The sequence below is a fragment of the Bacillus sp. NPDC077027 genome (genome assembly GCF_050269555.1).
Lineage (GTDB): Bacteria > Bacillota > Bacilli > Bacillales > Bacillaceae > Bacillus.
The window spans coordinates 50,360-77,112 of sequence record NZ_JBNNIO010000006.1 but is presented as its reverse complement, the minus strand read 5'-3'; the positions used below and the strand labels follow the sequence as shown (position 1 = coordinate 77,112).

At 40.4% G+C, this 26,753-nt stretch carries 25 protein-coding genes; 12 read left to right on the top strand and 13 right to left on the bottom strand.

The annotated features are described in order from the left end of the window. Nucleotides 1-93: 93 nt before the first annotated feature. Genes ACQKEZ_RS17120 through ACQKEZ_RS17110 form a run of 3 tightly spaced genes read left to right on the top strand, consistent with a single transcriptional unit; the run spans nucleotide 94 to nucleotide 2,981 of the window. Nucleotides 94-1,014, top strand: coding sequence for a DUF4885 family protein (locus ACQKEZ_RS17120; protein ID WP_427302868.1), 921 nt, complete (start codon nucleotides 94-96; stop codon nucleotides 1,012-1,014). A gap of 51 nt (nucleotides 1,015-1,065) precedes the next feature. Beyond that, nucleotides 1,066-1,980, top strand: coding sequence for a DUF4885 family protein (locus ACQKEZ_RS17115; protein ID WP_427302866.1), 915 nt, complete (start codon nucleotides 1,066-1,068; stop codon nucleotides 1,978-1,980). A gap of 50 nt (nucleotides 1,981-2,030) precedes the next feature. After that, the gene (locus ACQKEZ_RS17110) at nucleotides 2,031-2,981 is read left to right on the top strand and encodes a DUF4885 family protein (protein ID WP_427302864.1); all 951 of its coding nucleotides are present in this window, start codon (nucleotides 2,031-2,033) and stop codon (nucleotides 2,979-2,981) included. Nucleotides 2,982-3,184: 203 nt separating this feature from the next. Here the strand turns inward: ACQKEZ_RS17110 and ACQKEZ_RS17105 are convergent, their stop codons facing one another. The 4 genes from ACQKEZ_RS17105 to ACQKEZ_RS17090 form a co-directional block, all read right to left on the bottom strand. Beyond that, the gene (locus tag ACQKEZ_RS17105) at nucleotides 3,185-4,933 is read right to left on the bottom strand and encodes a methyl-accepting chemotaxis protein (RefSeq protein ID WP_427302862.1); all 1,749 of its coding nucleotides are present in this window, start codon (nucleotides 4,931-4,933) and stop codon (nucleotides 3,185-3,187) included. 101 nt (nucleotides 4,934-5,034) lie between these two features. Continuing rightward, nucleotides 5,035-6,156: a mannitol-1-phosphate 5-dehydrogenase gene (locus tag ACQKEZ_RS17100; RefSeq protein ID WP_427302860.1), complete on the bottom strand. Its 1,122-nt coding sequence runs from the start codon at nucleotides 6,154-6,156 to the stop codon at nucleotides 5,035-5,037. 1 nt (nucleotide 6,157) lies between these two features. After that, nucleotides 6,158-6,592 carry a PTS sugar transporter subunit IIA gene (locus ACQKEZ_RS17095; RefSeq protein WP_427302858.1) on the bottom strand — a complete coding sequence of 145 codons (435 nt, stop codon included), beginning with the start codon at nucleotides 6,590-6,592 and terminating at the stop codon, nucleotides 6,158-6,160. A gap of 97 nt (nucleotides 6,593-6,689) precedes the next feature. Continuing rightward, the gene (locus ACQKEZ_RS17090) at nucleotides 6,690-8,132 is read right to left on the bottom strand and encodes a PTS mannitol transporter subunit IICB (RefSeq protein ID WP_427302856.1); all 1,443 of its coding nucleotides are present in this window, start codon (nucleotides 8,130-8,132) and stop codon (nucleotides 6,690-6,692) included. 500 nt (nucleotides 8,133-8,632) lie between these two features. On the opposite strand from ACQKEZ_RS17090, the gene ACQKEZ_RS17085 reads away from it, so the two are divergent. From ACQKEZ_RS17085 to ACQKEZ_RS17075, 3 genes are all read left to right on the top strand, one after another. Beyond that, entirely contained in the window at nucleotides 8,633-10,267 is a 1,635-nt protein-coding gene (locus tag ACQKEZ_RS17085; RefSeq protein WP_427302854.1) for a copper resistance protein CopC, read from the top strand. Between the two features lie 18 nt (nucleotides 10,268-10,285). Continuing rightward, complete coding sequence (locus ACQKEZ_RS17080; protein WP_427302852.1) at nucleotides 10,286-10,903, top strand: YcnI family protein; 618 nt, start codon at nucleotides 10,286-10,288, stop codon at nucleotides 10,901-10,903. Between the two features lie 134 nt (nucleotides 10,904-11,037). Next, entirely contained in the window at nucleotides 11,038-11,637 is a 600-nt protein-coding gene (locus ACQKEZ_RS17075) for an NAD(P)H-dependent oxidoreductase (RefSeq protein ID WP_427302850.1), read from the top strand. Nucleotides 11,638-11,772: 135 nt separating this feature from the next. Here ACQKEZ_RS17075 and ACQKEZ_RS17070 read toward each other — a convergent pair whose 3' ends face one another. From ACQKEZ_RS17070 to ACQKEZ_RS17060, 3 genes are all read right to left on the bottom strand, one after another. After that, complete coding sequence (locus ACQKEZ_RS17070) at nucleotides 11,773-13,167, bottom strand: NAD-dependent succinate-semialdehyde dehydrogenase (protein WP_427302848.1); 1,395 nt, start codon at nucleotides 13,165-13,167, stop codon at nucleotides 11,773-11,775. A 63-nt stretch (nucleotides 13,168-13,230) separates the two neighbouring features. Further along, nucleotides 13,231-13,392, bottom strand: coding sequence for a hypothetical protein (locus ACQKEZ_RS17065; protein ID WP_427302846.1), 162 nt, complete (start codon nucleotides 13,390-13,392; stop codon nucleotides 13,231-13,233). A gap of 170 nt (nucleotides 13,393-13,562) precedes the next feature. After that, on the bottom strand, nucleotides 13,563-13,877 hold the full coding sequence (locus ACQKEZ_RS17060; protein WP_427302844.1) for an ArsR/SmtB family transcription factor: 315 nt from the start codon (nucleotides 13,875-13,877) through the stop codon (nucleotides 13,563-13,565). 176 nt (nucleotides 13,878-14,053) lie between these two features. Here ACQKEZ_RS17060 and ACQKEZ_RS17055 point away from each other — a divergent pair, with 176 nt between their 5' ends. From ACQKEZ_RS17055 to ACQKEZ_RS17040, 4 genes are all read left to right on the top strand, one after another. Beyond that, nucleotides 14,054-14,920 (top strand): TetR/AcrR family transcriptional regulator, encoded by an 867-nt coding sequence (locus ACQKEZ_RS17055; protein WP_427302842.1) that lies wholly within the window; start codon nucleotides 14,054-14,056, stop codon nucleotides 14,918-14,920. 18 nt (nucleotides 14,921-14,938) lie between these two features. Then, nucleotides 14,939-16,372: an MDR family MFS transporter gene (locus ACQKEZ_RS17050; protein ID WP_427302840.1), complete on the top strand. Its 1,434-nt coding sequence runs from the start codon at nucleotides 14,939-14,941 to the stop codon at nucleotides 16,370-16,372. A 178-nt stretch (nucleotides 16,373-16,550) separates the two neighbouring features. Further along, nucleotides 16,551-17,921 (top strand): aspartate kinase, encoded by a 1,371-nt coding sequence (locus ACQKEZ_RS17045; RefSeq protein WP_427302838.1) that lies wholly within the window; start codon nucleotides 16,551-16,553, stop codon nucleotides 17,919-17,921. A gap of 165 nt (nucleotides 17,922-18,086) precedes the next feature. Next, nucleotides 18,087-18,950, top strand: coding sequence for a GAF domain-containing protein (locus ACQKEZ_RS17040; RefSeq protein WP_427302836.1), 864 nt, complete (start codon nucleotides 18,087-18,089; stop codon nucleotides 18,948-18,950). On the opposite strand, the gene ACQKEZ_RS17035 is transcribed toward ACQKEZ_RS17040, so the two are convergent. From ACQKEZ_RS17035 to ACQKEZ_RS17025, 3 genes are read right to left on the bottom strand one after another with little or no spacing between them, the layout of a single operon-like run. Then, entirely contained in the window at nucleotides 18,925-19,122 is a 198-nt protein-coding gene (locus tag ACQKEZ_RS17035; RefSeq protein ID WP_427302834.1) for a hypothetical protein, read from the bottom strand. The genes ACQKEZ_RS17040 and ACQKEZ_RS17035 overlap by 26 nt on opposite strands. Before the next feature lie 30 nt (nucleotides 19,123-19,152). Next, the gene (locus ACQKEZ_RS17030; protein ID WP_427302832.1) at nucleotides 19,153-20,589 is read right to left on the bottom strand and encodes an ATP-binding protein; all 1,437 of its coding nucleotides are present in this window, start codon (nucleotides 20,587-20,589) and stop codon (nucleotides 19,153-19,155) included. Continuing rightward, on the bottom strand, nucleotides 20,579-21,271 hold the full coding sequence (locus ACQKEZ_RS17025; protein WP_427303082.1) for a winged helix-turn-helix domain-containing protein: 693 nt from the start codon (nucleotides 21,269-21,271) through the stop codon (nucleotides 20,579-20,581). The genes ACQKEZ_RS17030 and ACQKEZ_RS17025 overlap by 11 nt, the downstream gene beginning before the upstream one ends. A 200-nt stretch (nucleotides 21,272-21,471) precedes the next feature. Here ACQKEZ_RS17025 and ACQKEZ_RS17020 point away from each other — a divergent pair, with 200 nt between their 5' ends. Together ACQKEZ_RS17020 and ACQKEZ_RS17015 are read left to right on the top strand one after the other, a co-directional pair. Continuing rightward, complete coding sequence (locus tag ACQKEZ_RS17020; RefSeq protein ID WP_427302830.1) at nucleotides 21,472-22,725, top strand: ABC transporter permease; 1,254 nt, start codon at nucleotides 21,472-21,474, stop codon at nucleotides 22,723-22,725. Between the two features lie 15 nt (nucleotides 22,726-22,740). Further along, on the top strand, nucleotides 22,741-23,439 hold the full coding sequence (locus tag ACQKEZ_RS17015; protein ID WP_427303080.1) for an ABC transporter ATP-binding protein: 699 nt from the start codon (nucleotides 22,741-22,743) through the stop codon (nucleotides 23,437-23,439). A gap of 47 nt (nucleotides 23,440-23,486) precedes the next feature. On the opposite strand, the gene ACQKEZ_RS17010 is transcribed toward ACQKEZ_RS17015, so the two are convergent. From ACQKEZ_RS17010 to ACQKEZ_RS17000, 3 genes are read right to left on the bottom strand one after another with little or no spacing between them, the layout of a single operon-like run. Next, the gene (locus ACQKEZ_RS17010) at nucleotides 23,487-24,821 is read right to left on the bottom strand and encodes an MmgE/PrpD family protein (protein WP_427302829.1); all 1,335 of its coding nucleotides are present in this window, start codon (nucleotides 24,819-24,821) and stop codon (nucleotides 23,487-23,489) included. Then, nucleotides 24,812-25,969 carry an amidohydrolase gene (locus tag ACQKEZ_RS17005; protein WP_427302827.1) on the bottom strand — a complete coding sequence of 386 codons (1,158 nt, stop codon included), beginning with the start codon at nucleotides 25,967-25,969 and terminating at the stop codon, nucleotides 24,812-24,814. The genes ACQKEZ_RS17010 and ACQKEZ_RS17005 overlap by 10 nt, the downstream gene beginning before the upstream one ends. Before the next feature lie 32 nt (nucleotides 25,970-26,001). Continuing rightward, on the bottom strand, nucleotides 26,002-26,748 hold the full coding sequence (locus tag ACQKEZ_RS17000) for an amino acid ABC transporter ATP-binding protein (RefSeq protein ID WP_427302825.1): 747 nt from the start codon (nucleotides 26,746-26,748) through the stop codon (nucleotides 26,002-26,004). Nucleotides 26,749-26,753: the final 5 nt, after the last annotated feature.

The window sequence follows — 26,753 nt, the reverse complement described above, 5'->3', positions numbered from 1 at the left end:
CTCCTTGTAATAATTACTATATCGGATCAAAACTAACAAATATTAACTGAAATGCCGATATATTTAATAATCATTAAAAAAAGGAGAATTATAATGAATATTAATACGTCATACACAGCAGCCATTTCAAATAATCAGAATCAAATGGACTCTAAAAGTCAACCAGCTATTCAAAGTACAAATGAAATGATGACCGAATCCGATAGACGGATAAAAATACTAGATGAAAAATACCAAAAAATAAATGAACAAAATAAACGATTTGAAAACCCTCAGAACCATATATTTGATAAGTATCGAAATCCATACTCTCCTTATTTCAGAAGTGATCTATCCAAATCGGAAAGAGAATCTGCTTACAAAATGGAAATAAGTTGGGCAAACAACGGAACAGGAGGATATTATAGTTTTAATGATGCCGCCTTCCGTAATGAAAAACTTTACGATCCCACACTAGAAAGTGTAGAAAAAAAAATATTCAATCGACAAAAAGTGAACGAACAGTTGCAAGCTTTATTCTCTAACAACGGTATTACCATTCCTGGAAATACAAATTTAACCTTTACCATTGACCCCAATACGTTCAAATTAGTCGTTAGTGGATCAAAGGACGAATCACTGATGAATCAAATTGAAGACATATTAAATACAGATAACAATACAAGAGAATTATTTTTTCATATCATGAAAAGCAGATCTGACGATTCCACTCAATTCACAACTGAAACCCTTGAGAAATTTCGTCTTGTCAATCAAATAAAAACAGTCACAGGTTACAATTTAAAAGATTTAGACATTGTAAACGGTAAATTTGTGACAGATGATGGAATCAATATTTTTGATATATACAAAGAAGAACTCCTTAAAAATCCATACACTTCAAAATATGCGAGCATTGCGGCCTCACATTACGGTGCTCAACTATATGAACTAGCAAAAAACGGCTTTGATTCTATTCCAGATTTAGTGTTATCCATTGGTTACGAAAACGGTTCTTTACAAGACATTGGTTAAGAAGAAAACTAGCCGATATATTTAATAATTATTGAAAAAAGGTGAATCAGAATGAATATTAATACGTCATATACAGCAGCCATTTCAAATAATCAAATGAACTCTAAAAGTCAACCAGCTATTCAAAGTACAAATGAGGTGATCACCGAATCTGATAGACGGATGAAAATACTAGATGAAAAATATCAAAAAATAAATGAACAAAATAAACGATTTAAGGATCCTCATGGTCATATATTTGATAAGTATCGAAATCCATACTCTCCTTATTTTAGAAATGACTTAACCAAATCGGAAAGAGAAGCGGCTTACTCTATTGAAATTGGATGGGCTAATAATGGAACAGGAGGACATTATAATTCTAATGATGCCGCCTTTCGTCATGAAAAACATTACGATCCTACCCAAGAAAGTGTAGAAAAGAAAATACTCAATCGCCAAAAGGTGAACGAACAACTGCATGCTTTATTCTCTAAAAAAGGTATTACCATTCCTGGAAATACAAATTTAACCTTTATAATTGACCCCAATACGTTCAAATTAGTCGTTAGTGGATCAAAGGACGAATCACTGATGAATCAAATTGAAGACATATTAAATACAGATAACAATACAAGAGAATTATTTTTTCATATCATGAAAAGTAGATCTGACGATTCCACTCAATTCACAACTGAAACCCTTGAGAAATTTCGTCTTGTCAATCAAATAAAAACAATCACAGGTTACAATTTAAAAGATTTAGACATTGTAAACGGTAAATTTGTGACAGATGATGGAACCAATATTTTTGATATATACAAAGAAGAACTCCTTAAAAATCCATACACTTCAAAATATGCGAGCATTGCTGCCTCACATTACGGTGCTCAACTATATGAACTAGCAAAAAACGGATTTGATTCTATTCCAGATTTAGTGTTATCCATCGGTTACGAAAACGGTTCTTTACAAGACATTGGTTAGGAAGAAAAATAGCCGATATATTAATAATTATTAAAAAAAGGAGAATTAGAATGAATATTAATACATCATACACAGCATCCATTTCAAATAATCAAATGAACTCTAAAAGTCAACCAGCTATTCAAAGTACAAATGAAATGATGACCGAATCCGATAGACGGATAAAAATACTAGATGAAAAATACCAAAAAATAAATGAACAAAATAAACGATTTAAAAATCCTCATAGTCATATATTTGATAAGTATAGAAACCCGCACTCTCCTTATTTCAGAAGCGATCTAACCAAATCGGAAAGAGACGCTGCCTATACTATGGAAATTAGTTGGGCTAACCATAATAGCGGGGGACAATATGATTTTAATGATGCTTCCTTCCGTCATGAAAAACTTTACGATCCCACACTAGAAAGTGTAGAAAAAAAAATATTCAATCGACAAAAAGTGAACGAACAGTTGCAAGCTTTATTCTCTAACAACGGTATTACCATTCCTGGAAATACAAATTTCACCTTTACCATTGACCCCAATACGTTCAAATTAGTCGTTAGTGGATCAAAGGACGAATCACTGATGAATCAAATTGAAGACATATTAAATACAGATAACAATACAAGAGAATTATTTTTTCATATCATGAAAAGCAGATCTGACGATTCCACTCAATTCACAACTGAAACCCTTGAGAAATTTCGTCTTGTCAATCAAATAAAAACAGTCACAGGTTACAATTTAAAAGATTTAGACATTGCAAACGGTAAATTTGTGACAGATGATGGAACCAATATTTTTGATATATACAAAGAAGAACTCCTTAAAAATCCATACACTTCAAAATATGCGAGCATTGCGGCCTCACATTACGGTGCTCAGCTATATGAACTAGCAAAAAACGGCTTTGATTCTATTCCAGATTTAGTGTTATCTATTGGTTACGAAAACGGTTCTTTACAAGACATTGGGCAAACAGTAAACTATGGGACTAAAAAAGTGATTGATTAATAAGCCTTAAAAATAAAAGAGCAATCCTTAGAGGGTTGCTCTTTTCAGACCGTAGAAAACATATCGCTTGTAGCCACTCTCTTGATCAGTCGTACTTACATTTATTTCTTTTCTCGCTGGTCTTTTCACTCTATTCTTCAGAAAAATTTTGAACAGCAAAACGAACCAGCCTCTATGGACTGGTTCGTTATTGTATGTTCAGCTTACAGTCGATATTTCTCAATCTCTTGATTCAACCTCAGGCTTAGTTCGTTCAACTGTTCAGCGGCTTTGGCAACGTTTGATATTGCTGAGACTTGTTCTTCTGTCGATGCTGTAATTTCTTCAATGGTAGCAGCATTTTCTTGTGAGACGTGTGCTGCTCCTTCCATGGCTTTTGTGATCTTTTGATTCTGGTCGAGTACCGTGTCTAGCTCGTCTGCCATAGCACTGCTCTCGACAATTGTTTGTGAAATAGATGCTGAAATTTGGTTGAATTCGTTTTCAGTTGCCTGTACGGCTTCATCTAATTCTGCAAAACGCTGCATGGTCTCTGTCATCATGTCGGCTGTTGCCGTTGTCTCCTCTTTGATGCCATTGATCATTTGCTGGATTTGTACCACTGAATTCTTCGTTTGTTCAGCCAGGTTCCTCACTTCACTTGCGACAACTGAGAAGCCTTTGCCATGTTCTCCGGCTCTTGCTGCCTCTATGCTTGCATTGAGTGCGAGCAAATTGGTCTCGTTTGATATGCTTTCAATCGTATCCGTAATTTGTGAAATGTCCTGTACCTTTTCATTCAACTGTTTGATCCCTTTGCGGATACCTTGTGAAGCCTGAAGTGATTGTTCATTTGATTGCTTTAATTGGCGCACAATATCCTGACCTTGTTTGGAGGATTGTTCAGATTGATCTGAAATTCGTTTAATGTTGCCACTTTGGCTCTTCACATTTTCGATTGATTGGTTGAATTGCACCAGCTGTTGGTTCGTAAAGTCTAGATCAGATGCTTGGCTGAGTGTACCTGTCGAAATACCGTTAATGGCTCGGCCAATTTCTTCACTACTGGCAGATGTTTCTTCAGAGATGGCCGACAAATCGGTGGCAGACTCGACAAGTTGACTGCTTGTTTCTTGTAGTCCACTCACGAGCTCTCTCAGCTCACTCGACATATGGTTAAACCCTTTGGCAAGCTGGCCAATTTCATCTGTCGTTTCCTTTAAATTGGTCTCTTTAATATCTCCAGAGGCGATGGCTTGTGAAGCCTCGGTTACTTGTTTGAGCAATCTGACTTTTCCTCTTGCTACCAAATAGAATGATACTAGACTGATGAGTGCTATACCTGTTGTAATAAGCATAATATATAATTTCATTTGTTCTAATTCTTTATAGAACTCATCTTCAAATACTGCGATGCCAACACTCCAATTCCATGGTGTGAACTCATTCATATAAGCGAGCTTTTTCTTCTCTTCACCTGCTGCACCATTCTGATCCATATATGTAACGTAGTGTGAATCGGCTTTACTTGCTGTTGCGCCTGCTACCATTTTTTTGCGGTTCGTTGTATTATCTGGTACCACACCAATTTCGTTGACAGGGTGTATCTGTGTCGAATAATCCATCCCATAAGCAACGAGGTAGCCTTTATCTTTATAAATAAAATTTGATTGTTGAAATTGATACCCTTTTCCACTTTCATTCTTAGGACCATTTAAGTATTCACGTGCCTGTTCCTGTGCCTCCTTCAGTGTCAGCTCTTTCTTTTCAACTCGATCATTGAGTTGTTCGAGTGTGGTCATCGCACCATTCACGATGTGCTTTAAATCTGATTTCCCGGCAGCAATGAGCATCGTTTTTGCTAATAGATACCCCGTTGTTCCAACAAGTCCCCCTGTTAAAATCGTAATGACCGTAATGACAGACATCAATTGAAAAAAAATACTTTTCGACGTAAGCTTTCTCTTTTTCATTTATTATATATTCCCCCTTTATATGTAATATCGACAGAAATGATCAAGTGTTAAAAAAGTCCCACAAAAAACCTCTTCCCCAACGGAAGAGGCTGTCTAAGTTACAATGAAGTTGTTTGAAGAATTGCTTTGTAAAGTGAATTACTTGGTTTCAGACCACAAACCTCCTGTAAAACACCTTCCATTCCTTTTTCTTTTCTTAATGCTTGTAATTTCACCGCTTCTTCATCTTCAGCAAAATCATAGGCAAGAGCAGCAACAATGCCTTGAAGTAAGTAGTGTGGTTCTTTGATTTTTTTAGCTGGGCCAATCAAACGGTCGTTTGCGCTTAGTTTTCTAAGAGGAGAACGTGCTACACGAGTCACTTCATCTGAAATATAAGCATTCTCAAAGCGATGAAGGATTTTTTGAATATAGGCAGCATGCTCTTCCTTGCTAAAACCATATGCCTCAACTAAATAACTCCCCGTTTCATGCAATGCGCCTTCGACAACTGTACGGATTTCTGCTGTATCAACGGCTTCTTTAATCGTTTTGACACCACGCTGATAGCCTACATATGCAGCAAGTGCATGTCCAGTATTCACTGTGAATAGCTTTCTTTCAATGTACGGTGTTAAGTCATTCACAAGCGTCGCACCTTCTATGCTTGACATCTCTCCAACAAACCCTGTCTTGTCGATCACCCATTCGAAAAATGGTTCAACGGATACTTTCAACAAATCTTCATGATGTTGAATCGGCACAATTCGGTCTACCGCTGCATTTGGGAAGCCTACTGTATGTGCTAGTGCTTGCTTCTCTTCCTCTGTTAAATGAAAAAAGATCGCTTCCTTCAAATAAGCACTTCCGCCTATCATGTTTTCACACGCAATGATATTGACAATATGTGACGGATCTTTACGTTTGAGACCCTCTGCAAGTGAGGAGGCAATGATACTCAGAACAGTTGGACCAACGGCAGTCGTTATCAAGTCTGCTGTTGCAATGGCATGCAACAACTCTTCAGGGTTCTTTGCAGAGTGAATCGCAGATACTGGTCCTACGATCTCCTTTTCCTGTCCTGATGCCGCAAGCTCAACTGTGTACTTACCCTTTGCATTTAGCTCGTCCATGATCCTTTCATTTACATCTGTAAACGTCAGTTCAAAGCCCGATTTCTTTAATAAAGATCCGATGAATCCTCTTCCAATATTACCTGCACCAAAATGTAGAGCTTTCATTTTAGTTCACCTCATTGAAAATGGCGATTAATTCTTCCTTGTCGTTCGCATTGATGATGCGTTCAACATTTTCTTCCTCTGAGCATACAATGGCAATTTGGGACAAAATATCGAGATGTCCGTTATTTTTTCCAGCAATTCCAAATACAATTTTTGCTAGATTGTCTTCGCCATATTCAACTCCATTTGGGATTTGAATAATCGAAATACCAGAATGAAGGACTTCTTCTTTCGCATCCTCTGTTCCATGAGGGATCGCAATGCCATTCCCCATAAAGGTAGAAGAGATTTTCTCTCTTTCAAACATTTTTTCTACATAATCACTTGTGACATATCCGTTAGCAACAAGTGCTTCACCTGCTTTTTTAATGGCTTCTTCTTTTGAGCCTGCTTGTTCATTTAGAAAAATATTGTCTTTTGAAAGTACTTGTTTCATCAGTCGTCACACACCTTTTTATGATGTAATTTTTGAAGTAAAATAACCAAAACAGGGAGTCCTTTTTAAACAAAAGAACTCAACCCGTTTGGCGTTGTTATTTTTTCAATTTCTCAATCAACTCATCGTATTTAGGGCTGTTTAAGAAATTATCAACAGAGATATGAACGGCATTGGGAAGCTTGGCTTTTGCTCGATCCGTTAAATCTTTATGTGTGAACACAACATCGGCATCATCTGGGATATTACTGATGGATGTGTTTGTTACCTCAATATCAAGCTCAGCTTTTTTCACTTTATTCTTTAAGACGGAAGCACCCATCGCACTAGAACCCATTCCTGCATCACAAGCAAAGATGATTTTATCGACATTACCTGTTTTAACGTCACTCGCCTCTTGGGCTTGCTCATTGTTTTCAGCTTCTTCTTTTTGTTCAGCTAGTACTGCGGCGGTTGCACTTTTATTTCCTTTCATGACTTGCATTTTATCTGTTGCAGCAGCTAAATCTTCCTCAGTTGCTTTTGAAGATTTCAAGATGACAGATGCAACTAAGAATGAAACTGCGGCTGCGACAACCACACCTGCAAGAACAACAAGATGACCGCCTTTAGGGGACATGAGCATAAGCGCAATAATACTTCCTGGTGATGGCACTGCTTGAAGACCTGCATTTAAAAGTGTAAATGTGAGGACACCACTCGCACCACCAGCGATGACTGCTAAGATAAGCATTGGTTTCATCAAGATGTAAGGGAAGTAGATTTCATGAATCCCCCCTAAAAATTGAATGACAATGGCACCTGGCGCAGATTGCTTGGCATTCCCTCTGCCAAAGAACATATAGGCAAGGAGAACTCCAAGCCCTGGTCCTGGGTTTGTTTCAAGTAAGAACAGTATGGATTGACCTGTTTTCGCAGCCTGCTCCACACCAAGCGGTCCAAGAATTCCTTGGTTGATGGCATTGTTGAGGAACAAAACCTTGGCTGGTTCAATAAAGATACTTGCGAGTGGAAGCATATGTGCTTGAACGATCACATCTACCCCTGCAGCGAGAGCTTTATTTAGACCAAGAACAACTGGGCCGATTCCGTAGAAAGCAATGACGACAAGAATTGCCCCGAGAATTCCTGCTGTAAAGTTGTTCACAAGCATTTCAAAACCAGATTTGATTTTGTCTTTGAAGAGTTCATCAAGTTTTTTAATCAAGTAACCACCAAGTGGTCCCATGATCATCGCACCTAAAAACATCGGAATGTCAGAGCCGACGATTACACCAATCGTGGCGGTTGCACCGAGTACACCTCCTCGATGATCGTATACGAGCTTACCACCTGTATAACCGATTAATAACGGCAGTAAGTAGTTAATCATTGGCCCTACTAATGTATTTAATTGTTCATTTGGAAAGTAGCCTTTCGGAATGAACAAAGCTGTAATTAATCCCCAAGCGATGAATGCGCCGATATTCGGCATTATCATACCGCTCAGATAGCTTCCAAAGCGTTGTACTTTTACGCGAAAATCGCTTTTCTGCTGCATATGTGAAAACTCCCTTCTTCTCTCCCTTATTGGGGGTTTATAGGTCAAAAGATATAAGAACAACATTCAATTAAGCCCTTACACATATCGTAAAACGCTTTCACTTCCCCTTCAATTGAAACTAAAAGAGACTTTGTCATAAAGTGTGTGACAAAATTGAAAAATGCTGGGATACATATCAATCGCACTGTATGATCTGACCTTTAAAAGATGGATGTCTTCTTTCTTTTGATAAAATTCATCGGAATTTCACAACTTTCAAATGTCCACTTCTTGTAACTTTTTCTTAAATCGAATAGGCTTATATTGATCAAACCCATCAAGAAAAGTCTGCGCAGACTTTACACAGAAAAAAGTGAACCATTTCACCTTTTCATACGTTTACCGTTTAGAAGAAAACGGCAAAATAAGGATAGTGGTATTTTCTGTGCCAAAATAGGATACTGCCGCTTCTCTTCTTATAAACTAGGAATGATCAGGTCGAAAGGCGGTTTTTGACATTGGTTAGACATAGCAAGTTTTTATTGCTGCTTATGGTGTTATTATTTGTTTTTCTTCCAAAGCAGGCACTCGCCCATGCATATATCGTAGACTCTAATCCCGCAGCGAATGAAGAGCTCAGTCAGCAGCCTGATGTCGTCTCTCTTACATTCAGTGAAGGGATTGAAAGTGGATTTCACTCGATTAAAGTGTTTAATGCGAAGGGAGATCGAGTCGATCAGGGCGAGACTGTTATTAAGGATCAAAAAATAATGGAAGCGGCATTAAAAAAGGATTTACCTAAGGGGATTTATTCTCTTCAATGGAACGCTGTATCAGCAGATGGCCATTCCGTATCTGGCATTATTCCATTTAGTATTGGAAAAGCAAATGGAGGATTCGATCAGCTAGATCAAGGACAAAACGGAGACTCCATACAAATTGATGCTACTATTGATAAAGGATTTCTGTATCTATCGTTTAGTTTGTTTATGGGGACGATGCTGTTTGGACTTCTATGGTTTAAGTCAGCTATAACAGACGTTTTAGCCAAACGGATAGCACGGCTTTTAACGTTGTCACTTGTCGTGATGGGGATTGCACTCCTATTTCAGCTGCCTCTCCAAACAAAATCAGCGGCAAACGTATCCTTTTTACAAGCATTGCAGCCATCTTTGTTAAAAGAGACACTTGTCTCCACATCAGGTGGGACACTTTGGCTATTTCTCATGTCTACCTTCATCCTGCTTTCAATTTGGACGGTCATTGCGATCAAAAAAGGTAGCTATACCTCTTTTAAAGTATGGATGATGCCCCTTCTTTTGTTTTTAGTGCTCCTTTGGTTAAAAGCACAAATTGGGCATCCCGCTGCAACAGAAAACAAAATATTAACAACATCACTTGACTTTATCCATCTTGTCTCTGCATCGGTATGGGTCGGTGGTTTAACAGCGATTGTACTGCTTTTATTAAAGAAACTGTCTCATGAACAGCAACCACTTATGCGTGAAACTCTTTCAGCATTTACACCAACGGCACTCATTGCCGTAGGACTGATTGTTTTCTCTGGATTCGTCAATGCGATCTTTATCCTTCAATCGTTTGATGCACTCTTCCACTCTGCATACGGGCGGACATTTTTGATCAAGCTGGGGCTATTTGTCATCATGGGCATCATTGGACTTGTCCATTATTTAATACTGAGATGGAAAAAGGGGAAAAATCTCAGCGTCTCTTTAAGAGCGGAATGGACCGTCGGAATAGCCATTCTGCTTCTCACTGCGGTATTTACGAATATTCCAAGTCCACCGCCTCCAGCACCGGAGCCATTTTTTGTGGCAAATCAAGTGAAGAATAGAGACCTTGTTTCAATGAGCATTACCCCAAATACACCTGGGAAAAATACATTTGAAATTGCGTTCACAAAGAAGGATGGTCAAACCATCTCTGACATCCAGTCGGTCACTGCAACTATTCATAAGGTTCAACTGTTTGGGGAACCAAAACCCAGTGAGTTCCAACTCACCAAAATGAAAAATGGACATTTTTCTGCTGAGAACTTGTATTTGAATGAGAAAGGCACATGGAAGATTGAAGTTCATGCGCTCACAGCATCCTTTGATAACATCAATACAACATTTATTAGAAGAAATTAAAAGGAGTTTGATGAAACGATGAAAAAGTATTTAAAAGCTTTGCTACCAATGCTAGTAGCATCCTTTCTATTAGCCATTCCTGTCAGTGCCCATGTCAGTGTGAAACCTGACACGTCAACAACGAATGCCTGGGAAACTTATACCTTAAAGGTTCCTTCAGAAAGTGAGAGCCCAACAACAAAAGTCGTTGTAACCATTCCTGATGGTGTGGAATTCCAGCAATATGAGCCAGTTCCAGGATGGAAAACAACAACTGAAGAAAAGGGTGGAAAAGTAACAAGAGTCACTTGGGAAGCTACGGAGGACGGTGTTCTTGCTGGTCAATTCCAACAATTTGTGTTCGTTGCGAAAAACCCTGAAAAAGCTGGAGATGCTGAATGGGATGCTTATCAATATTACAAGGATGGAAAAGTAGTTGAATGGACAGGTGACGAAAGCTCTGACACACCACATTCCATCACAAAAATTGAGGCTTCTGATATAGTAACTGACTCTCACGGCCATGAGAAACAGGTAGAAAAACAAAAATCAGAGGAAACAGCGAAATCAACTTCTTCTCCACTCGTCTTAGGTCTTGCGATTGCAGGACTTGTCATTGCACTTATCGCACTTGGTCTTGCGTTGAGAAAGAAATAATGACTGACATTCAGGCTACCGTCAATGTGCGGTAGCTTTTTATTTTCCCAACCTCCAATTTCCATATAATGGTTGATTGAGCTCAATATGCATGTCATAATATACCTCATGATAAAATGAGAGGAGACTATTTGATGAACCATCTTGTTGTATTTGCTCATCCACATAAACAAAGTTTAAACCATGCGATTTTAGACATCGTTGTTGAAACGTTAAAGAAAAATGGTCATCAAGTAAAAATCCGAGACTTATATATGCTCGACTTCCAGCCAGTACTAAGAACAGAGGAAATTCAAGCACTCCGAGTCGGAGTTGTGCCTGATGATATTAAGAAGGAACAAGCGTATATAACCGAGTCAGATGTGATCACCTTCATCTTTCCCATTTGGTGGACAGGCTTACCTGCTATATTGAAAGGGTATGTGGATCGTGTATTTTCTGAAGGATTCGCTTACCGAGCATCAGCAGAAGGCATAAAAAAACGACTCAATCATAAGAAAGGCTTGATTATTAATACACATGGGTCATTGAAGGAGAAGTATGATGCAACAGGGATGACAGCGGGGCTAAAAATGACGACAGATACAGGCATTTTTGATTTTGTCGGAATTGAACCTGTCGAGCACCTCCTTTTCGGAAGCATCGATACAGCCTCATCAGAGTATATTCAAGAAATTTTTCAAGAAACGAAGGAGACGGTCCAGCAATTATTTCCTTCTTCTGCAAAATCATAACCTCCGATCAAATCAAAGACACCCCCTTTTCTAAAAAATCTTGAAGAAAAAGGGGGTGTTCCCTCTTTATAACTCGACCATATGTTGAATCGTTAAGAGACAATCGACAAGCTGATCAGCCAAATGGCTACCTTGTTACTCATCTAATCCGATCGACAAGTATTTTGTTTCGAGATACGGTTCAATTCCTTCAATACCGCCCTCACGTCCAATTCCACTTTCTTTCATACCACCAAATGGGGCTTGAACCGCTGATGGACCGCCATCGTTCCACCCAATAATGCCGTAATTGAGGTTTTCAGAGATATAAAGACCATTTCGATAGTTTTCTGTAAAGAAGTATGCGGCAAGTCCAAATGGTGTATCATTTGCTAATTCAATTGCTTCGTCTAACGTACGGAACGTCGTGATTGGCGCAACTGGTCCAAAGGTTTCCTCATGCATGATAGTCATGGATGTATCTACATGAGTCAGTACGGTTGGCTGAACAAAATAATAGGATTTCTCCTCATCAAAATTGTATTCTCCACCAATCAGTACCTTTGCTCCTTTATCTACTGCATCCTTGATTTGACTAACGATCTTATCAAAACCGCGCTTGTTGATAATCGGACCGATAGAAGTACCTTCCTCAAAACCATTACCCACCTTTAATTTTGCAACCTCTTGACGGAATGTATTGGCGAACACTTCATGAATGTCTTCGTGCACAATCAAGCGATTCGCACAAACACACGTCTGTCCTGCATTTCTAAATTTAGAGGCGATGGCTTGTTTAACAGCTAAGTCCAGATTCGCATCCTTATCTACAATCAGTGGTGCATGTCCTCCAAGCTCCATTGAGACGTGCTTAACTGTAGCCGCACTGTTTTTGATCAATTGTTTTCCAACTGGCGTTGATCCTGTGAAGGTCACCTTGCGGATGAGCTTACTGTCGGTAAAGATTTCGCCTACCTCTTTTCCATCACCCACAACCCATTGCAATGCATCCTTTGGAATGCCCGCTTCATGCCCAAGTTTGATGAGCTCAATGGCTGTGAGCGGCGTATCTTCTGCCGGTTTTACGATAAAAGTACAACCAGCAGCTAGTGCTGGCGCTGCCTTTCTTGTAATCATGGCAGCTGGGAAATTCCAAGGGGTGATTGCCGCAACCGGTCCAACTGGTTGCCTTGTGACCACCAAGCGTTTATTCGTTGTATGTGAAGGGATCGTTCTGCCATAGATTCGTTTCGCTTCTTCTGCATACCACTCGATATATCCCGCTGCATAAACGACCTCACCTAAGGCTTCTTGATATGGCTTGCCATTTTCCTCTGTGATCAATTTTGCTAATTTCTCCTTATTTTCAATGATGAGCTCAAACCATTTTCGAATCAGGTTCGCTCGTTCGTGTGCTGAGGTTTTGGCCCACATTTTAAAGGCTTGCTGAGAGCGGCTAATGATTTCTTCTATTTCTTCATTTGTATGTTGAATGACGGATGCAATTTCTTCACCAGTTGCCGGATTATATACTTTGAGTTCTTTTGTCATGCCCAATCTTCTCCTTTGTTCTTGAATTCATTACATATAGTATATACCCGATGAATGCCAAGCCTAAAAGTAAAAAGGAAGGATGCTCAGTCCGATTGCCATTACACCGATTGTTATACGGTATGGCCGTTCCAGCTCAGGCTCTGTTTTGCGAAGGCGCATGAATGCAATGGAGACGATAAAGTAACCGACAACAAGCAAGACTCCACCCGCATTGACGCTCATGACTTCCTAATAGTGGTGAATTGTATGGCATGAATCGCTTCACAGTTGAAACAAGTACCTCCTTGTACCGAGTAGGATACGTCCAACTTGTCTTTGGCTTTTCCGATATTCAGCCTTATGATGCGTTTTCGGAAAATAAAAGACCAGCTGCCTATTGTTTCGCAACTGGTCTACCACCGTTCTTTTTCAATCATTAAGACCGATGACAACAATCCAGGAAAAGCTGCTTCCACATCATCTTTTCTTAGTGAATAATAGCGGTGCTTTCCATCAATTCTTACCCTTACGACTCCTGCCTCACGTAGCACTTTAAAATGGTGGGACAATGTCGATTTTGCGAGCTTCATGTCATAATACGTGCCACATGTTCTTTCATCTGTTTGCGACAGACAACGAACGATCTCAAGTCTCACCGGGTCCGCAAGTGCTTGTAGGACATTTATTAGCGTCAGTTCTTCTACTTCTGGATGTAATGGTTTTTTCATATGAACAATGTATCATACTTTGCGTGCAGAGACCATTCAACACCTTTGATGTAAACGGGTATTTTTTCAGTTCGATTTCTTGAAAAGTGGACGGTCTTTTGTTATGATTTCAAAAGTGACCACTCGGTTCCCATCGTGACCATCCGGTTTTATCAATCTGGAAAGGACTTAAAATCATGAACGAAAAGCAAGAAGAAATTCTACGGGTTTCCAAAAAGCTATTTTCAAAAAAAGGATATATGAGCGTTTCGATGCAGTCGATTGCAGATGCCTGCAAAATGTCAAAAGCGTCAATCTACAAGCTATTTGATTCAAAAGAAGCTCTCTTACTTGAACTCATTAAATTTAATCAGCAAAAAATGCGGGAAATCTCCAAAATCATTCATTCAGAATCGTCACTATCCAAGAAGGAAAAATTCACAAAAAAAATCAAGCTGGAGCTTGATGAATTTAAAGAGAATCATAAGTTTTTGAACATGCTGTCATTTGAAGCATTTTCTCAGCATTCTCCAATTGTGAAAAAACATTTGCGTGAGACGCGGTCCATTATTATGCAGCGTCATCGTGACCTTATTTTAAGCACGTACGGTCAGTCTGTCGCACCGTATGTGTGGGATCTTGTCATTGTCTTAAATGGATTAATGAGAGAGATTATCCTCATGCTTGCCATTGAACAAAAGAACCTCCGCTTAGAAAATGCAGCAGAGATGATCATCGGCGTCATGGATCAAGTGTCAAAACAACCCTGCTCAAAAAAGCCTGTTTTGACAGACGAGTTGATGAAATCTTACCTGCTTTCAGCCACAAATGACATGAGCGAAGAGAATCTTGCAACGACGTACTTAGCTAAAATCGAACGGCAACTGCACTCATTTTCACATGGCATGGAAAAAGATGACCTTGTGTCTGCTTTCAAATTGCTAAAACAAGAATTGGCAGAAAAACAACCGAGAACCTTTTTAATCAGTTCATTGCTTGATTACTTGGGCAAAAATAGCGTTTTAACTCAAAACGTGTCACAACTAAAGACTTTCATTTTATAGATAAAGAAGGGATATACATTGAATCAATCAAACACGAATCCATCCTATAACCGCTCTGTGATTGTTGGGATTTTTTTAGTTGGGGCGTTTGTGGCAATATTAAACCAAACATTGCTCATCCCCGCTATTCCCCACATCATGTCGGATTTTAATATTGATGTAAACAAAGGTCAGTGGCTAACCACTGCTTTCATGCTCACAAACGGTATTCTGATTCCGATTACCGCATTTTTAATTGAAAAGTTCTCAAGCCGAGCGCTTGTCATAACAGCACTTAGTATTTTTACAGCCGGAACCGTGCTAGCGTCTTTTGCAACGAACTTCCCTGTTCTGCTCACAGCACGTATCATTCAGGCAGCAGGTGCTGGGATTTTAATGCCCCTCATGCAAACCATCTTCTTAACCATCTTCCCGAAAGAAAAACGTGGGCAAGCGATGGGGATGGTCGGGCTTGTCATCTCATTCGCTCCAGCAATCGGTCCGGCACTTGCAGGCGCGATCATCGATGCCTTCTCATGGAGATATTTATTTTATATTGTTCTTCCAATCGGTATCATTGATTTGATTTTGGCTTTCTTCTTGATGAAGAATGTCACACAGCAAAAAGAAACACGAATTGATGTGTTATCTGTCATTTTATCTTCCTTTGGATTTGGTGGATTATTATATGGATTTTCAAGTGTTGGCACGTATGGCTGGACGAGTGCTATTGTCTTAACATCACTGCTCGTAGGTGCTGTTAGCTTATTCTCCTTCATCCTTAGACAATCTAATCTGAAAAAACCTATGCTTGAATTTGGTGTATTTAAATTTGCGATTTTTAGTTTAACAACACTGCTCGGTATGCTAGTATTTGCTTTATTAATTGGAACAGAGACCATCCTGCCTCTATATACACAAAACGTGCGAGGGTTGTCTGCACTAGATACTGGACTGATCTTATTACCGGGCGCTTTATTTATGGGCTTACTGTCTCCACTTATCGGCCGAATCTTTGATAAGGTTGGTGGAAAAGGTCTAGCGCTTGGCGGGTTTGCGATCTTAACTGTTACAACATTACCGTTTATGATGCTCAGCTTAGATACATCTATCACATTGATTACGATTGCTTACACAGTTCGCTTAATCGGTGTCGGAATGATTATGATGCCATTGACAACAGCAGGGATCAATTCTCTACCACCTCATCTCATTCCACATGGAACAGCCATGAATAATACAATGAGACAAGTGGGCGGTTCAATTGGAACAGCAGTCCTTGTTTCCATTATGAGTAGCTCTGCTGCAAATGCGGGTGTAAGTAATACTTTGAAAGCAGCGGTACACGGCATAAATACATCCTTCTTCGTCGCTGGGATTATCGCAGTCATTGGACTCGGTCTTTCACTATTCTTAAAAGAAAAGCGTCAAAAGGAGATCGTGAAACAGGAGCTTCCTTCATCTTCTTCATAAACGAAAAAAAAGGTTCGGCATGTATGTCGGACCTTTTTTATATGTCTATACAAATAAGTCCTCCCATGAAACACAATTGTTCTTCACACAGAGAAAAACCTTGATTATTTGCACGAAAAGGTTGATAATAGAAAATATTAAATTTGTGAGAAAATTTCTACTTTAGGAGATGTATGCATTGAAGGTCGTTAAATTTGGTGGTAGCTCTCTTGCATCAGGCAAGCAGCTGCAAAAGGTGTTTGACATTGTAACAGCAGACCCATCTCGAAAAGCAGTCGTGGTATCCGCACCAGGAAAGCGTCACCCTGAAGATACGAAGGTAACAGACTTATTAATTGCCTGTGGTGAACAATTTTTGCGTGTAGGAGAAGCAGATCATGTAAAAGAAGCCGTCATTGCTCGATATGCATCGATTGCCGATGAGCTTGGACTAAATCAAGAGATTATCGAAACCATTCGTCATGACTTAGATGAACTGCTTCACGCAGATCCATCTCATCCCGATCGTTATCTCGATGCAATCAAAGCAAGTGGTGAAGACAACAATGCTAAGCTCATTGCCGCTTATTTCAATCACCAAGGCGTTGAGGCTCATTATGTGAACCCAAAAGATGCCGGATTATTTGTGAGTGATGAACCAGGCAATGCCCAAGTCCTCCCGGAATCATATGATCATTTATACAAATTAAGAGAGCGCTCTGGCATCGTCATTTTCCCCGGATTTTTCGGCTATAGCTTAGACGGTGATGTGTTGACCTTCTCAAGAAGCGGCTCCGATATCACAGGCTCCATTTTAGCCAACGGACTTAAAGCAGATGTGTACGAAAACTTTACCGATGTGGATGCCGTTTATGCGGTAAATCCAACGATCGTTCATCAGCCAAAGGAAATTACTGAACTGACCTATCGAGAGATGCGCGAGCTTTCGTATGCAGGCTTTTCCGTCTTTCATGATGAAGCGCTGATCCCTGCATTCCGAGCAGGCATCCCAGTTCAGATTAAAAACACCAACAACCCATCCGCAAAAGGCACAAGAATCGTGAATAAGCGCGATCACACAAACGGACCGGTTGTCGGCATCGCATCTGATAACGGCTTTTGTAGCATTTATATCAGCAAATACTTAATGAACCGAGAGATCGGCTTTGGACGTAAAGTATTGCAGGTATTGGAAGAGTATGGTCTCACATATGAACATGTTCCTTCTGGCATTGATGATATGACGATTATTTTAAGACAGGATCAGTTAGAGGAACAGCACATCGAGCAGGATATCCTTGATCGCTTAAAGAGTGTCCTTGATGCAGATGAAGTCGTCCTCGAACGAGACCTTTCACTTATTATGGTTGTCGGAGAAGCCATGAGGCACAACGTTGGCACGACGGCACGAGCCGCAAAATCTTTATCCACAGCAAAGGTAAACATTGAAATGATCAACCAAGGCTCATCTGAAGTCAGCATGATGTTTGGCGTAAAGGCGGCACAAGAAAAAGAAGCAGTTCAAGCACTGTATGAGGAATTCTTCTCACCTGCAACGGTTCGTTCATAATGACTAAACTTAGGCTGCCTGAGATATTCTCGGCAGCCTTTACTATTAATCAATCGTCTTGTCATACGAAAACTTTAAATTGTATCTATTTCACCATTCATTCTGTATGATAGAAGCAAAACATTTACCGTTCCTACAATAGGAACCATAAGGAGTCAAAAAGAGATGCCCCATCAGCCACCACATCTATTGAGACAACAGTTTCGCAATTTTGATGATGCTTCTACTAGCATTTTGAATATGATGAGTGAATTTATTGATGTGAATACATTATTTATTGCCAAAAACGATCAACACTCCAACAAGATTGTCAACGTCTTAAATATAGAAGAACAGTTGCTTGAAGAGGGGGATGAGCTTCCTTTTGAGGAAACGTTTTGCAAATTGGCTGTCGATCATCAGCAAACGCTCGTCATCCCTGATATTAACGCAGATGATCGTTCAAAACATTTAGAGGTAACCAAGCGACTGACGAGCGGGTCTTTTATTGGAATTCCAATTTTTTATGCAGACGGCTCTAATTACGGAACCATTTGCGGCCTTGATGTAAGACCTCAGCAGTTTACATCTGAGCATGTTCATATGTTTGAAACGATGGCAGCATTATTAAGCTATGTTCTTGAATTGGACCAAGCAAATCGGCAAATACACCAACTATCAGTCCCGATTGTCCCTGTTGTTGAAGGTGTAGCGGTTCTCCCTCTACTTGGTGACATTGAAGAGACACGTGCTCAGCTGATATTAGAAACGATCCTACAGGAAAGCTACCAGCTAGGACTCTCTCATCTAGTCATTGACGTCTCTGGAACAAAACGGTTAAATGAACAGAGCATTCACTATTTAGCGAGCTATGCCAAAACACTTAAACTACTTGGAATTAAAGCCATTTTAACAGGAATTAAACAGGATCTTGCACTAAGTGCGATTCAATCGAATATTTCGTTTAAAGATATTCTCATTCGGAAAGACTTACCGCAAGCACTGGCACACATCGGTCTTTCATTTACAAAATCCATTGATAAAGCATAAAAAAGACTGTAAACAAAAGATAAGCGCCGATGAGCGTAACGAGTCCGTATAAAATGGCAGATCGACTAGTAAGCTGTTTTTTTCTTTTTGCTTGTCGTAGCACACCCCATATAAATATAACCGTCATCCCTAATAAAATCGCTGTAAATAGGCTCATCATCATGATTTCCATACTATGACCACTTTCTTTACAAAAGGCTCATCACGATGAATGAGCCTCTTTTGTTGGTAATGGAAGACGAATGGTAAACATCGTCCCTTTGTTCTTTTCACTCTTCATCTCGATTTCACCTTCATGCAGGTCGACAAGCTGTTTGACAATTGATAAGCCAAGCCCATGTTCTCCATATGGGGTGTTGGTTCTCGATATATCTGCTTTATAAAAACGTTCCCATATGTGCTCAATTTCTTCTTTATCGATGCCGATGCCTGTATCTTCAATTTCAATAATCGTTTCTTTATAGCCTTCTCGACCACGCAAATAAATCTGTCCGCCTACTGTAAACTGAATCGCATTCTTTGTCACGTTCACAAGAATCTGGATCAACCTGTCATAATCAGCAAATACTTTCAGCGTCGGATCGACTTCGATGATGAGCTTGTTTTGTTTCTCTTCTGCTTGCCTGCTGAGCTGTTCTATTAGCACCTCGAATGTGTCAATGAGTGGGTAATGGAATTTTTGGAGTGTAATCTGATTTGATCTGATTTTCTCATAATCCATATTTTCATTGACGAGTCGAAGTAATCGTTTGGTTTCGTCTGTAATTAACGAATAGCATTTCTCTTTTTCTTCTTCAGTGACATCAGATGAGTTCAGCCATTCAACCATGCCACGGATCGTCGTAAGTGGCGTTTTTAATTCATGAGAAACATCGGCAATAAATTGTCTTCTCCGTTTTTCCAGACGCTCTATCTCTTCTTGGGAGGTTTGCAAACGTTCTGCCATCATATTAAAATCCTCACCGAGTGTCCCAATTTCATCAAGGTATTTATTTTCAAGGTTAATACGATAGTCCCCTTGTGCGATCTTCCCTGTAGCTTCTCTCAGCTTTTCAATCCGCTTCACATGAAATTTAGATAGGATGAAACTTAAGATAAATGTGATCGCAAGCGCAATAAAGACGATCATATATAAATAGCGGTTCATTTGAGCAATGAGCTGCTCTGTTCCTTGGATCGGAGCAATCAGTACAACCCCGCCTTTTAGATTGCCATCCTCCATTAAAGGAAGTGCGACAAGGGATGCTTCTTGATCAAGACGACGTGAATCACTTCGTTTCACGAGCACCTTCTCTCCTTTTGCCAACTTTGTCCACAAATCCTTTTTCAGCAAAGCTTCGCCAGGCGGCATTCCTTGCTCTTGATAGACCATTTTCCCATTCTGATCAAATACAAAGAAGTGAATTTGCCTCGTTGATAAAATGTCTTCAAACGGACGCAGTCTAAAAGACATTTCCATCCGAGAGAAGGTTTGATAATTATGCAAAATTTGATTTCCATAGGAGCTCATTTCATCTACTCGGTTTTGATAGGCAATGTCTTTGACAAAGTGAGACAGCAAAGAACTAATAATTACAATTGCAATGAGCAAAAGTCCCAAATGACTGATGAGTAGCTGGTAGAAATATTTAATCTTCATCAAATTTATACCCTACGCCCCATACTGTGTACAAGAACGGCTTTGATCCATCCCCGATTTTTTTACGCAGACGCTTGATGTGAACGTCCACCGTTCGTTCATCTCCGTAAAATTGATACCCCCAAATTTGTTCAAGTAGCTGCTCTCTTGAAAAAACTTGGCGCGGGTTCTGAATAAAAAAGTAAAGAAGGTCATATTCCTTCGGTGTGAGGTTTTCGACAGATTTTCCATCTAAAAAGACTTCTCTCGTCTTTTTATTAATTTTAAAATGAGCGGTTTCGATGCCTTCCTCTTCTTGCTCGTTTGCACTTGGTAAGGAAGTGTCGAATCGGCGTTTAACAGCTTTAATTCTTGCCATTAGCGTCAGCGGACTAAATGGTTTTGTCACGTAGTCATCTGCACCAAGATCAAAACCAAGCACTTGATCTGATTCTGTCTCCTTGGCTGTCAGCATGATGATCGGAACATTGCTAATCTCCCTCACCTTTTTACAAATCATCAGTCCATCCATTGAAGGAAGCATGATATCTAAAATGAGCAAATCCCAGTCGTCGTGCTCTTTAAAACGGTTTAACCCTGCTAAACCATCATGAACAAATTCCGCTTGGAATCCTTCTTTTTGAAAAAACATATCTGTCATCGTACACACACTTTGGTTGTCTTCGATCATCAATATTTTCATCATATTCCTCCGCCATTGCCTTTGTTTTTTATTGGATAGACCCATTTTTACATGTTTTTCCGTAAATCTCAATTGGGTCACCTTATTTCATCAACTTATCATAGTTTAGTCATACTTTTTTCATACTTTTTAAATAAGCTATAAGTACCGATTTATGACAAGTTATCTCAGTGAATATACATGAAGGATGAGGGATCTGCATGAATTTTGTCAAACGTGCTTTTTGGAATCTAACAGCGCATAAAGGGCGAACGCTTTTGCAGTTGTTTGTTTTCACCTCTATCTGTTTATTGGTTTTAAGCGGACTCGCCATTCAAACAGCCGCTAAGACATCAAGTGAACTAGCGAAGCAAGCACTTGGTGGGTCTGTCACATTACAAGGGAAAGATACCGAAGACTCTGTTTCCATCAAAGAAGCTGAAAAGCTTGCGAACCTCTCACAGGTAAAGAGCTATAACTTCTATTCTTCCGCCAAAGCGAATGCTGTCCATTTTTCTGTTGTACAGGATGAGGCTCACAATAAGCCTATAGTATCAATTGCAGGGGTTATGAGTTCAAGTGGGACAGATGCGTTTTCCCATCTTTCTACTGGACGAAGTCTTACTAATAATGATGTCTCATCAAAGGTCACTGTCATTTCTTCTAAACTTGCAGAGAAAAATGAATGGTCAGTCGGTGATACGCTGACAGTTCAAGGGAAAAAGAAAGTAACCTTGCAAATTGTTGGCATCTATCAGTTAACGAACGAAAGTGATGCACAAACAGCTAATACGGTTTATGTTCCTTACACCATTGCAAACACGATCAAATCAGCTAAAGCCAACATGATTGATCAAGCTGTTTATCGCACGACAAATGTGGATCAATTGAACCATTTTATTACGAGTGCCAAAAAAGACACCGATATGAGCCAGTATTCGCTTACATCGGATGACCAGCTTTATGAGCAATTGATGAAGCCGATTTCAAATGTGGCTTCTTTTTCAAAGAAAGTCGTCTATCTTGTGACCATTTGTGGAGCGTTCATCTTAACTGCGGTGATGATGTTGTTCATCAGAGGGCGTAAGTATGAGATGGGTGTACTTATGGCAATGGGAGAAAAAAGGTGGAAATTGGTTGCTCAATTTATAACGGAGACTGTTCTCATTGGATTGATAGCCGTCCTGCTTGCTGCACTCCCTGGTGGATTTATCGCCAATGAAATCGGCAACGAATTACTCACATATGAGATTGAGAAAGCAGGGCAAGGGTTGATTCAGCCGATTCAAACAGGGCTTTTCAATTTATATAGTACAAGTCAGCTTCACGTCATTGATTCAATGAATATTCAAGTGACCCTTCTAGATTTGTTTCACTTATTCTCCATCGGCACCGCCTTAGTCATTTGTGCAACTTTTATGCCGATACTCTCTTTACTGCATCTAACACCAAGAGCCATTTTATCAAAACATTAACAGGGGGATTAAATGATGGACACAGTTCTCACATTTGAACAGGCAAGTTATTGGAATGAACATCAAATTCGGCCACTGTTTGAACATGTGAATTATTCCTTTAAAAAAGGGGCTTTTTATACGATTGTTGGCGCATCAGGAGTGGGTAAAACGACATTTTTATCAATTGCTGGGGGGCTGGACCATCTCAGAAGCGGGGCTGTGCGCTATAAAGGGCTGACTCTTTCACAGCTTGGGTTGACACATTACCGAAAACGTCATGTCTCGACGATTTTCCAAGCACATCACCTCATTCCCTATATGACAGCTTTACAAAACGTCACAACAGCAATGGAAATTAAAGGATCTCACCTACCACAAAAAGAACAGTGTGCCTTACATGTATTAAAGCAGATCGGAATTGATGAGGCGCAAGCGACACAGCGGGTTCTGGGCCTCAGCAGTGGACAGAAGCAGAGAGTCGCAATTGCACGTGCGATTTGTTGTGATACCGATATTTTCCTAGCAGATGATCCAACTGCAAACCTAGATGATGCATCCTCTCGTGATATTGTTCGCTTATTTGAACATTTGGCGCATGATCTCGGAAAATGTATTTTGATGGTCACGCACGATGAACAAATTGCACGAATTTCAGATGTCAATCTTTCGCTACATGATAGTGGAATACATGAGATGAGAAGCAATCATGCCCCTTTGAAACAATTCATCTAAAAAAGCCTTTCGTCATGAAAGGCTTTAGCTATCAGTCAATTAGGTTACTATCTTAGATGTTGGCTATATGCCATCATGTCCTCGCCCTCAATCGCTTGGAGAATGCGTGCACAACGATCTTGTGTGATGATCCTAAGTAATTTCTGTTCTAGCTCTTGCTTTGTTAATGCTCGTCCTTGTGCGCCTCGCGGAATATCAACACGTTCACTGACTGTTGTGCCATCTGATAAGTAGAGCTTCACAATTGTAAAACGTCCTTTTGGCACAGCCTCTCGATGTGGCTCAAGATGACTGTCATATACACGCTTTATTCGCTTCATCCATGTCGTCATTTCTAGTGGAATGGCCTCTTTTGTAAATGCATCAAGTGAGAGTGTTTTCCCGAAAATGGCTAGTGCCACGACATATTCCACACTAAAGCGCCCTTCTTCTCCAGTGAGAGGTGCCTGCTGTGTTAATGCCGCATCCCCTCCTGGTGGAAAGATGACATCCACCTGCTGAATCTGACCTGGTGAATAGTCGTTCTTTTCGGTTAGTGCTAAGATGGCATCCGCCGCATGATAAGCAGCAGAGCAGCATGGGTATACTTTAAACCATAATCCTGGTGAATAAATACGCCACGGCTTCCCATAGTTTTTCAATAAATGTGCCTCAGCTAGCTCACGATTCCCGTATAAATTGAAAAAGCCCAGTTCTCCATCAAGAACTGTCTGATTTCCTCCAAAGCCAGATAATGCGAGATCCATTGAATATACAGCTGTTTTGGCTGCGAGACCAGCCTGCAAAGGTTTCATATCTGTGCCGAATTGCTTTCTCATTCCAGCAGACTGTGCCGCCGCAAATCCGATTGCTTTTCTCAACTGTTCAGATGACACCTCTTTTAAGTAGCCAATGGCACAAACTGCCGCAATTGCCCCAAGTGTCCCAGTGTTATGCCAGCCCCGTTCATAATGACTTTTTCCGATAGATTCACCGAGACGCGCCATCACCTCAACACCTGTGATATATGCTGAAAGGAAGCGGCGCTGATCAATCCCTTTGTCCGACAACTGAGAGAGAAGGGCAGGAACAATTACAGCACTTGGATGTCCTCTCACATCTGAATGAACATCGTCATAATCAAGGGCATGAACAAGATAACCATTTAACAGTGCCGATTGTTGTCGACTCACCTTTTGGCCAAGTCCAATGACAGGTACAGTTTCTGCTCCTCCCTCTAAATTTGCAAGCTGAAGTAGCTTCTTGATCCCTTCATCGTCAGAGACAGCTAAAGCAGCTGCGGCTACATCTATGAGGCCGTTTTTCGCAAAAGTGATTGCTTGTTCATCGAGCGTTGGATCAGCAAAAAGAACGGTCTCAGCAAGTTGTTTTGTTAGCTCCATGTCTGTGACTCCAATGCATTGACCGCAAGCTCTGCAAAGTATGCCGCCGCAATCCCAAGGGCGTCTTCATTTAATGTAAATGCAGGGTGATGCCACTCTTCTGTTCCACTCGTACCCATCCAAACAAAAAAGCCCGGAATTTTCTCCTGATAGAGCGCAAAGTCCTCTCCGCCTGGTGATTGCGCTGCATTTGTAACGATCAATCCGACTTGCCTTGCCGTCTGTTCGACCACCTTGGTCAATCGCTTATCATTGATGACTGAAGGCAAGTATGGATGCCATCTTACTTCTGCCTGTGCGCCGAAGCTTTCAGCAATGCCGATTGTGATACGCTTCATCAAATCTGGAATTGCCGCTCGTACTTCTGGTTCAAATGTACGTACCGTTCCTTCCATTTCAACTCGATCAGGGATGACATTCCATGACGTACCGCCTTGGATACGAGTCAAACTCACAACCGCATGATGCAGTGAACTAATATGACGGCTCACAATTTGCTGAAGTGCACTTGTAATCTGTCCACTGATGGCAATTGGATCAATGCTATGATTCGGGATTCCGGCATGTCCACCTTTCCCAATAATCTCTATTTCAAATCGATCCACACTTGCCATTAGTGCATCCTCACGCACACCGATGGTTCCAACAGGTAAATCTGGCTTATTATGCATACCAAATATAGCGCTCACTCCGTCAAGAGCACCTGCTTCAATCACATGCTTTGCTCCCTGCGCGATTTCTTCAGCCGGTTGAAAAATGATGCGAACTGTTCCTTTCAAGTCTTCTTTTCGATCATTTAAAAGGACAGCCGTTCCAAAAATAGAAGCTGTATGAAAATCGTGACCACAAGCGTGCATTTTGCCCTTCACCTTTGATGAAAAAGAAACACCCGATGCTTCTTGGATTGGTAGTGCGTCAATATCTGCTCTGATCGCAATGATCGGTCCTTCTTGCTTCCCTTTGATTTCACACACGATGCCTGTTTTCAGCGCCGGGTAGTGAGCAATGGTGATACCCGCTTCCTCTAACCAGTAACGAAGCTTTTTCGTTGTTTCATATTCTTCAAATGACAATTCTGGATTCTCATGAAGCTCTCGGCGCATGTTAATTAAACGTTTGTTTAGGGCTTCATTGTGCGTTGTCTTCATTGAAATCCACCTTCCTTCAGAAATAAAGCAGCTTATGCTTCTTCAGCCGCTGCATCTTTTTGAATAAATCGTTTTGTTCGCTCATTTTGTGTCTCATCGAATAATTGCTCTGGTGTGCCTTGCTCAATGATATGACCATCCGCCATGAAAATGACATGGTCTGCTACTTCTCTAGCAAACGTCATTTCATGTGTCACAATTACCATCGTTGTTTCCTGAACTGCGATTGATTTAATCACCTGAAGAACCCCTGATACAAGCTCTGGATCAAGAGCTGACGTTGGTTCATCAAGTAAGATGGCATGTGGATCTACAGCTAATGCACGCGCAATACCAATACGTTGTTGCTGTCCGCCCGACAATGTAATTGGATAGCTATCCGCCTTTTGCTCAAGACCAACCTGCTTTAAAAGTGCCATGCCTATTTCATTTGCTTGCTGTTTCGTCATTTTTTTCGTTACAAGCAATGACTCTGTGATATTTTGCAATGCAGTTCTATTTTTAAATAAATTATAGTTTTGAAAGACCATTGCGGTTTGTTTGCGTAATTGATGAGCCTCTTTGCGATTGAATTTCTCTACATCGAGCTTGGCATCACCGATTTCGATGACTCCCTCATCAGGCGTTTCTAATAGATTTAGGCAACGAAGCAAGGTGGATTTACCAGAACCTGAAGGACCAATAATGGCCACAACCTGCCCTTTTTGCACCTCAAGATTAATTCCATCCAGCACCACAAGGTCGCCGAATGATTTTTTTAAATTTGTGAGCTTGATCATGTCCA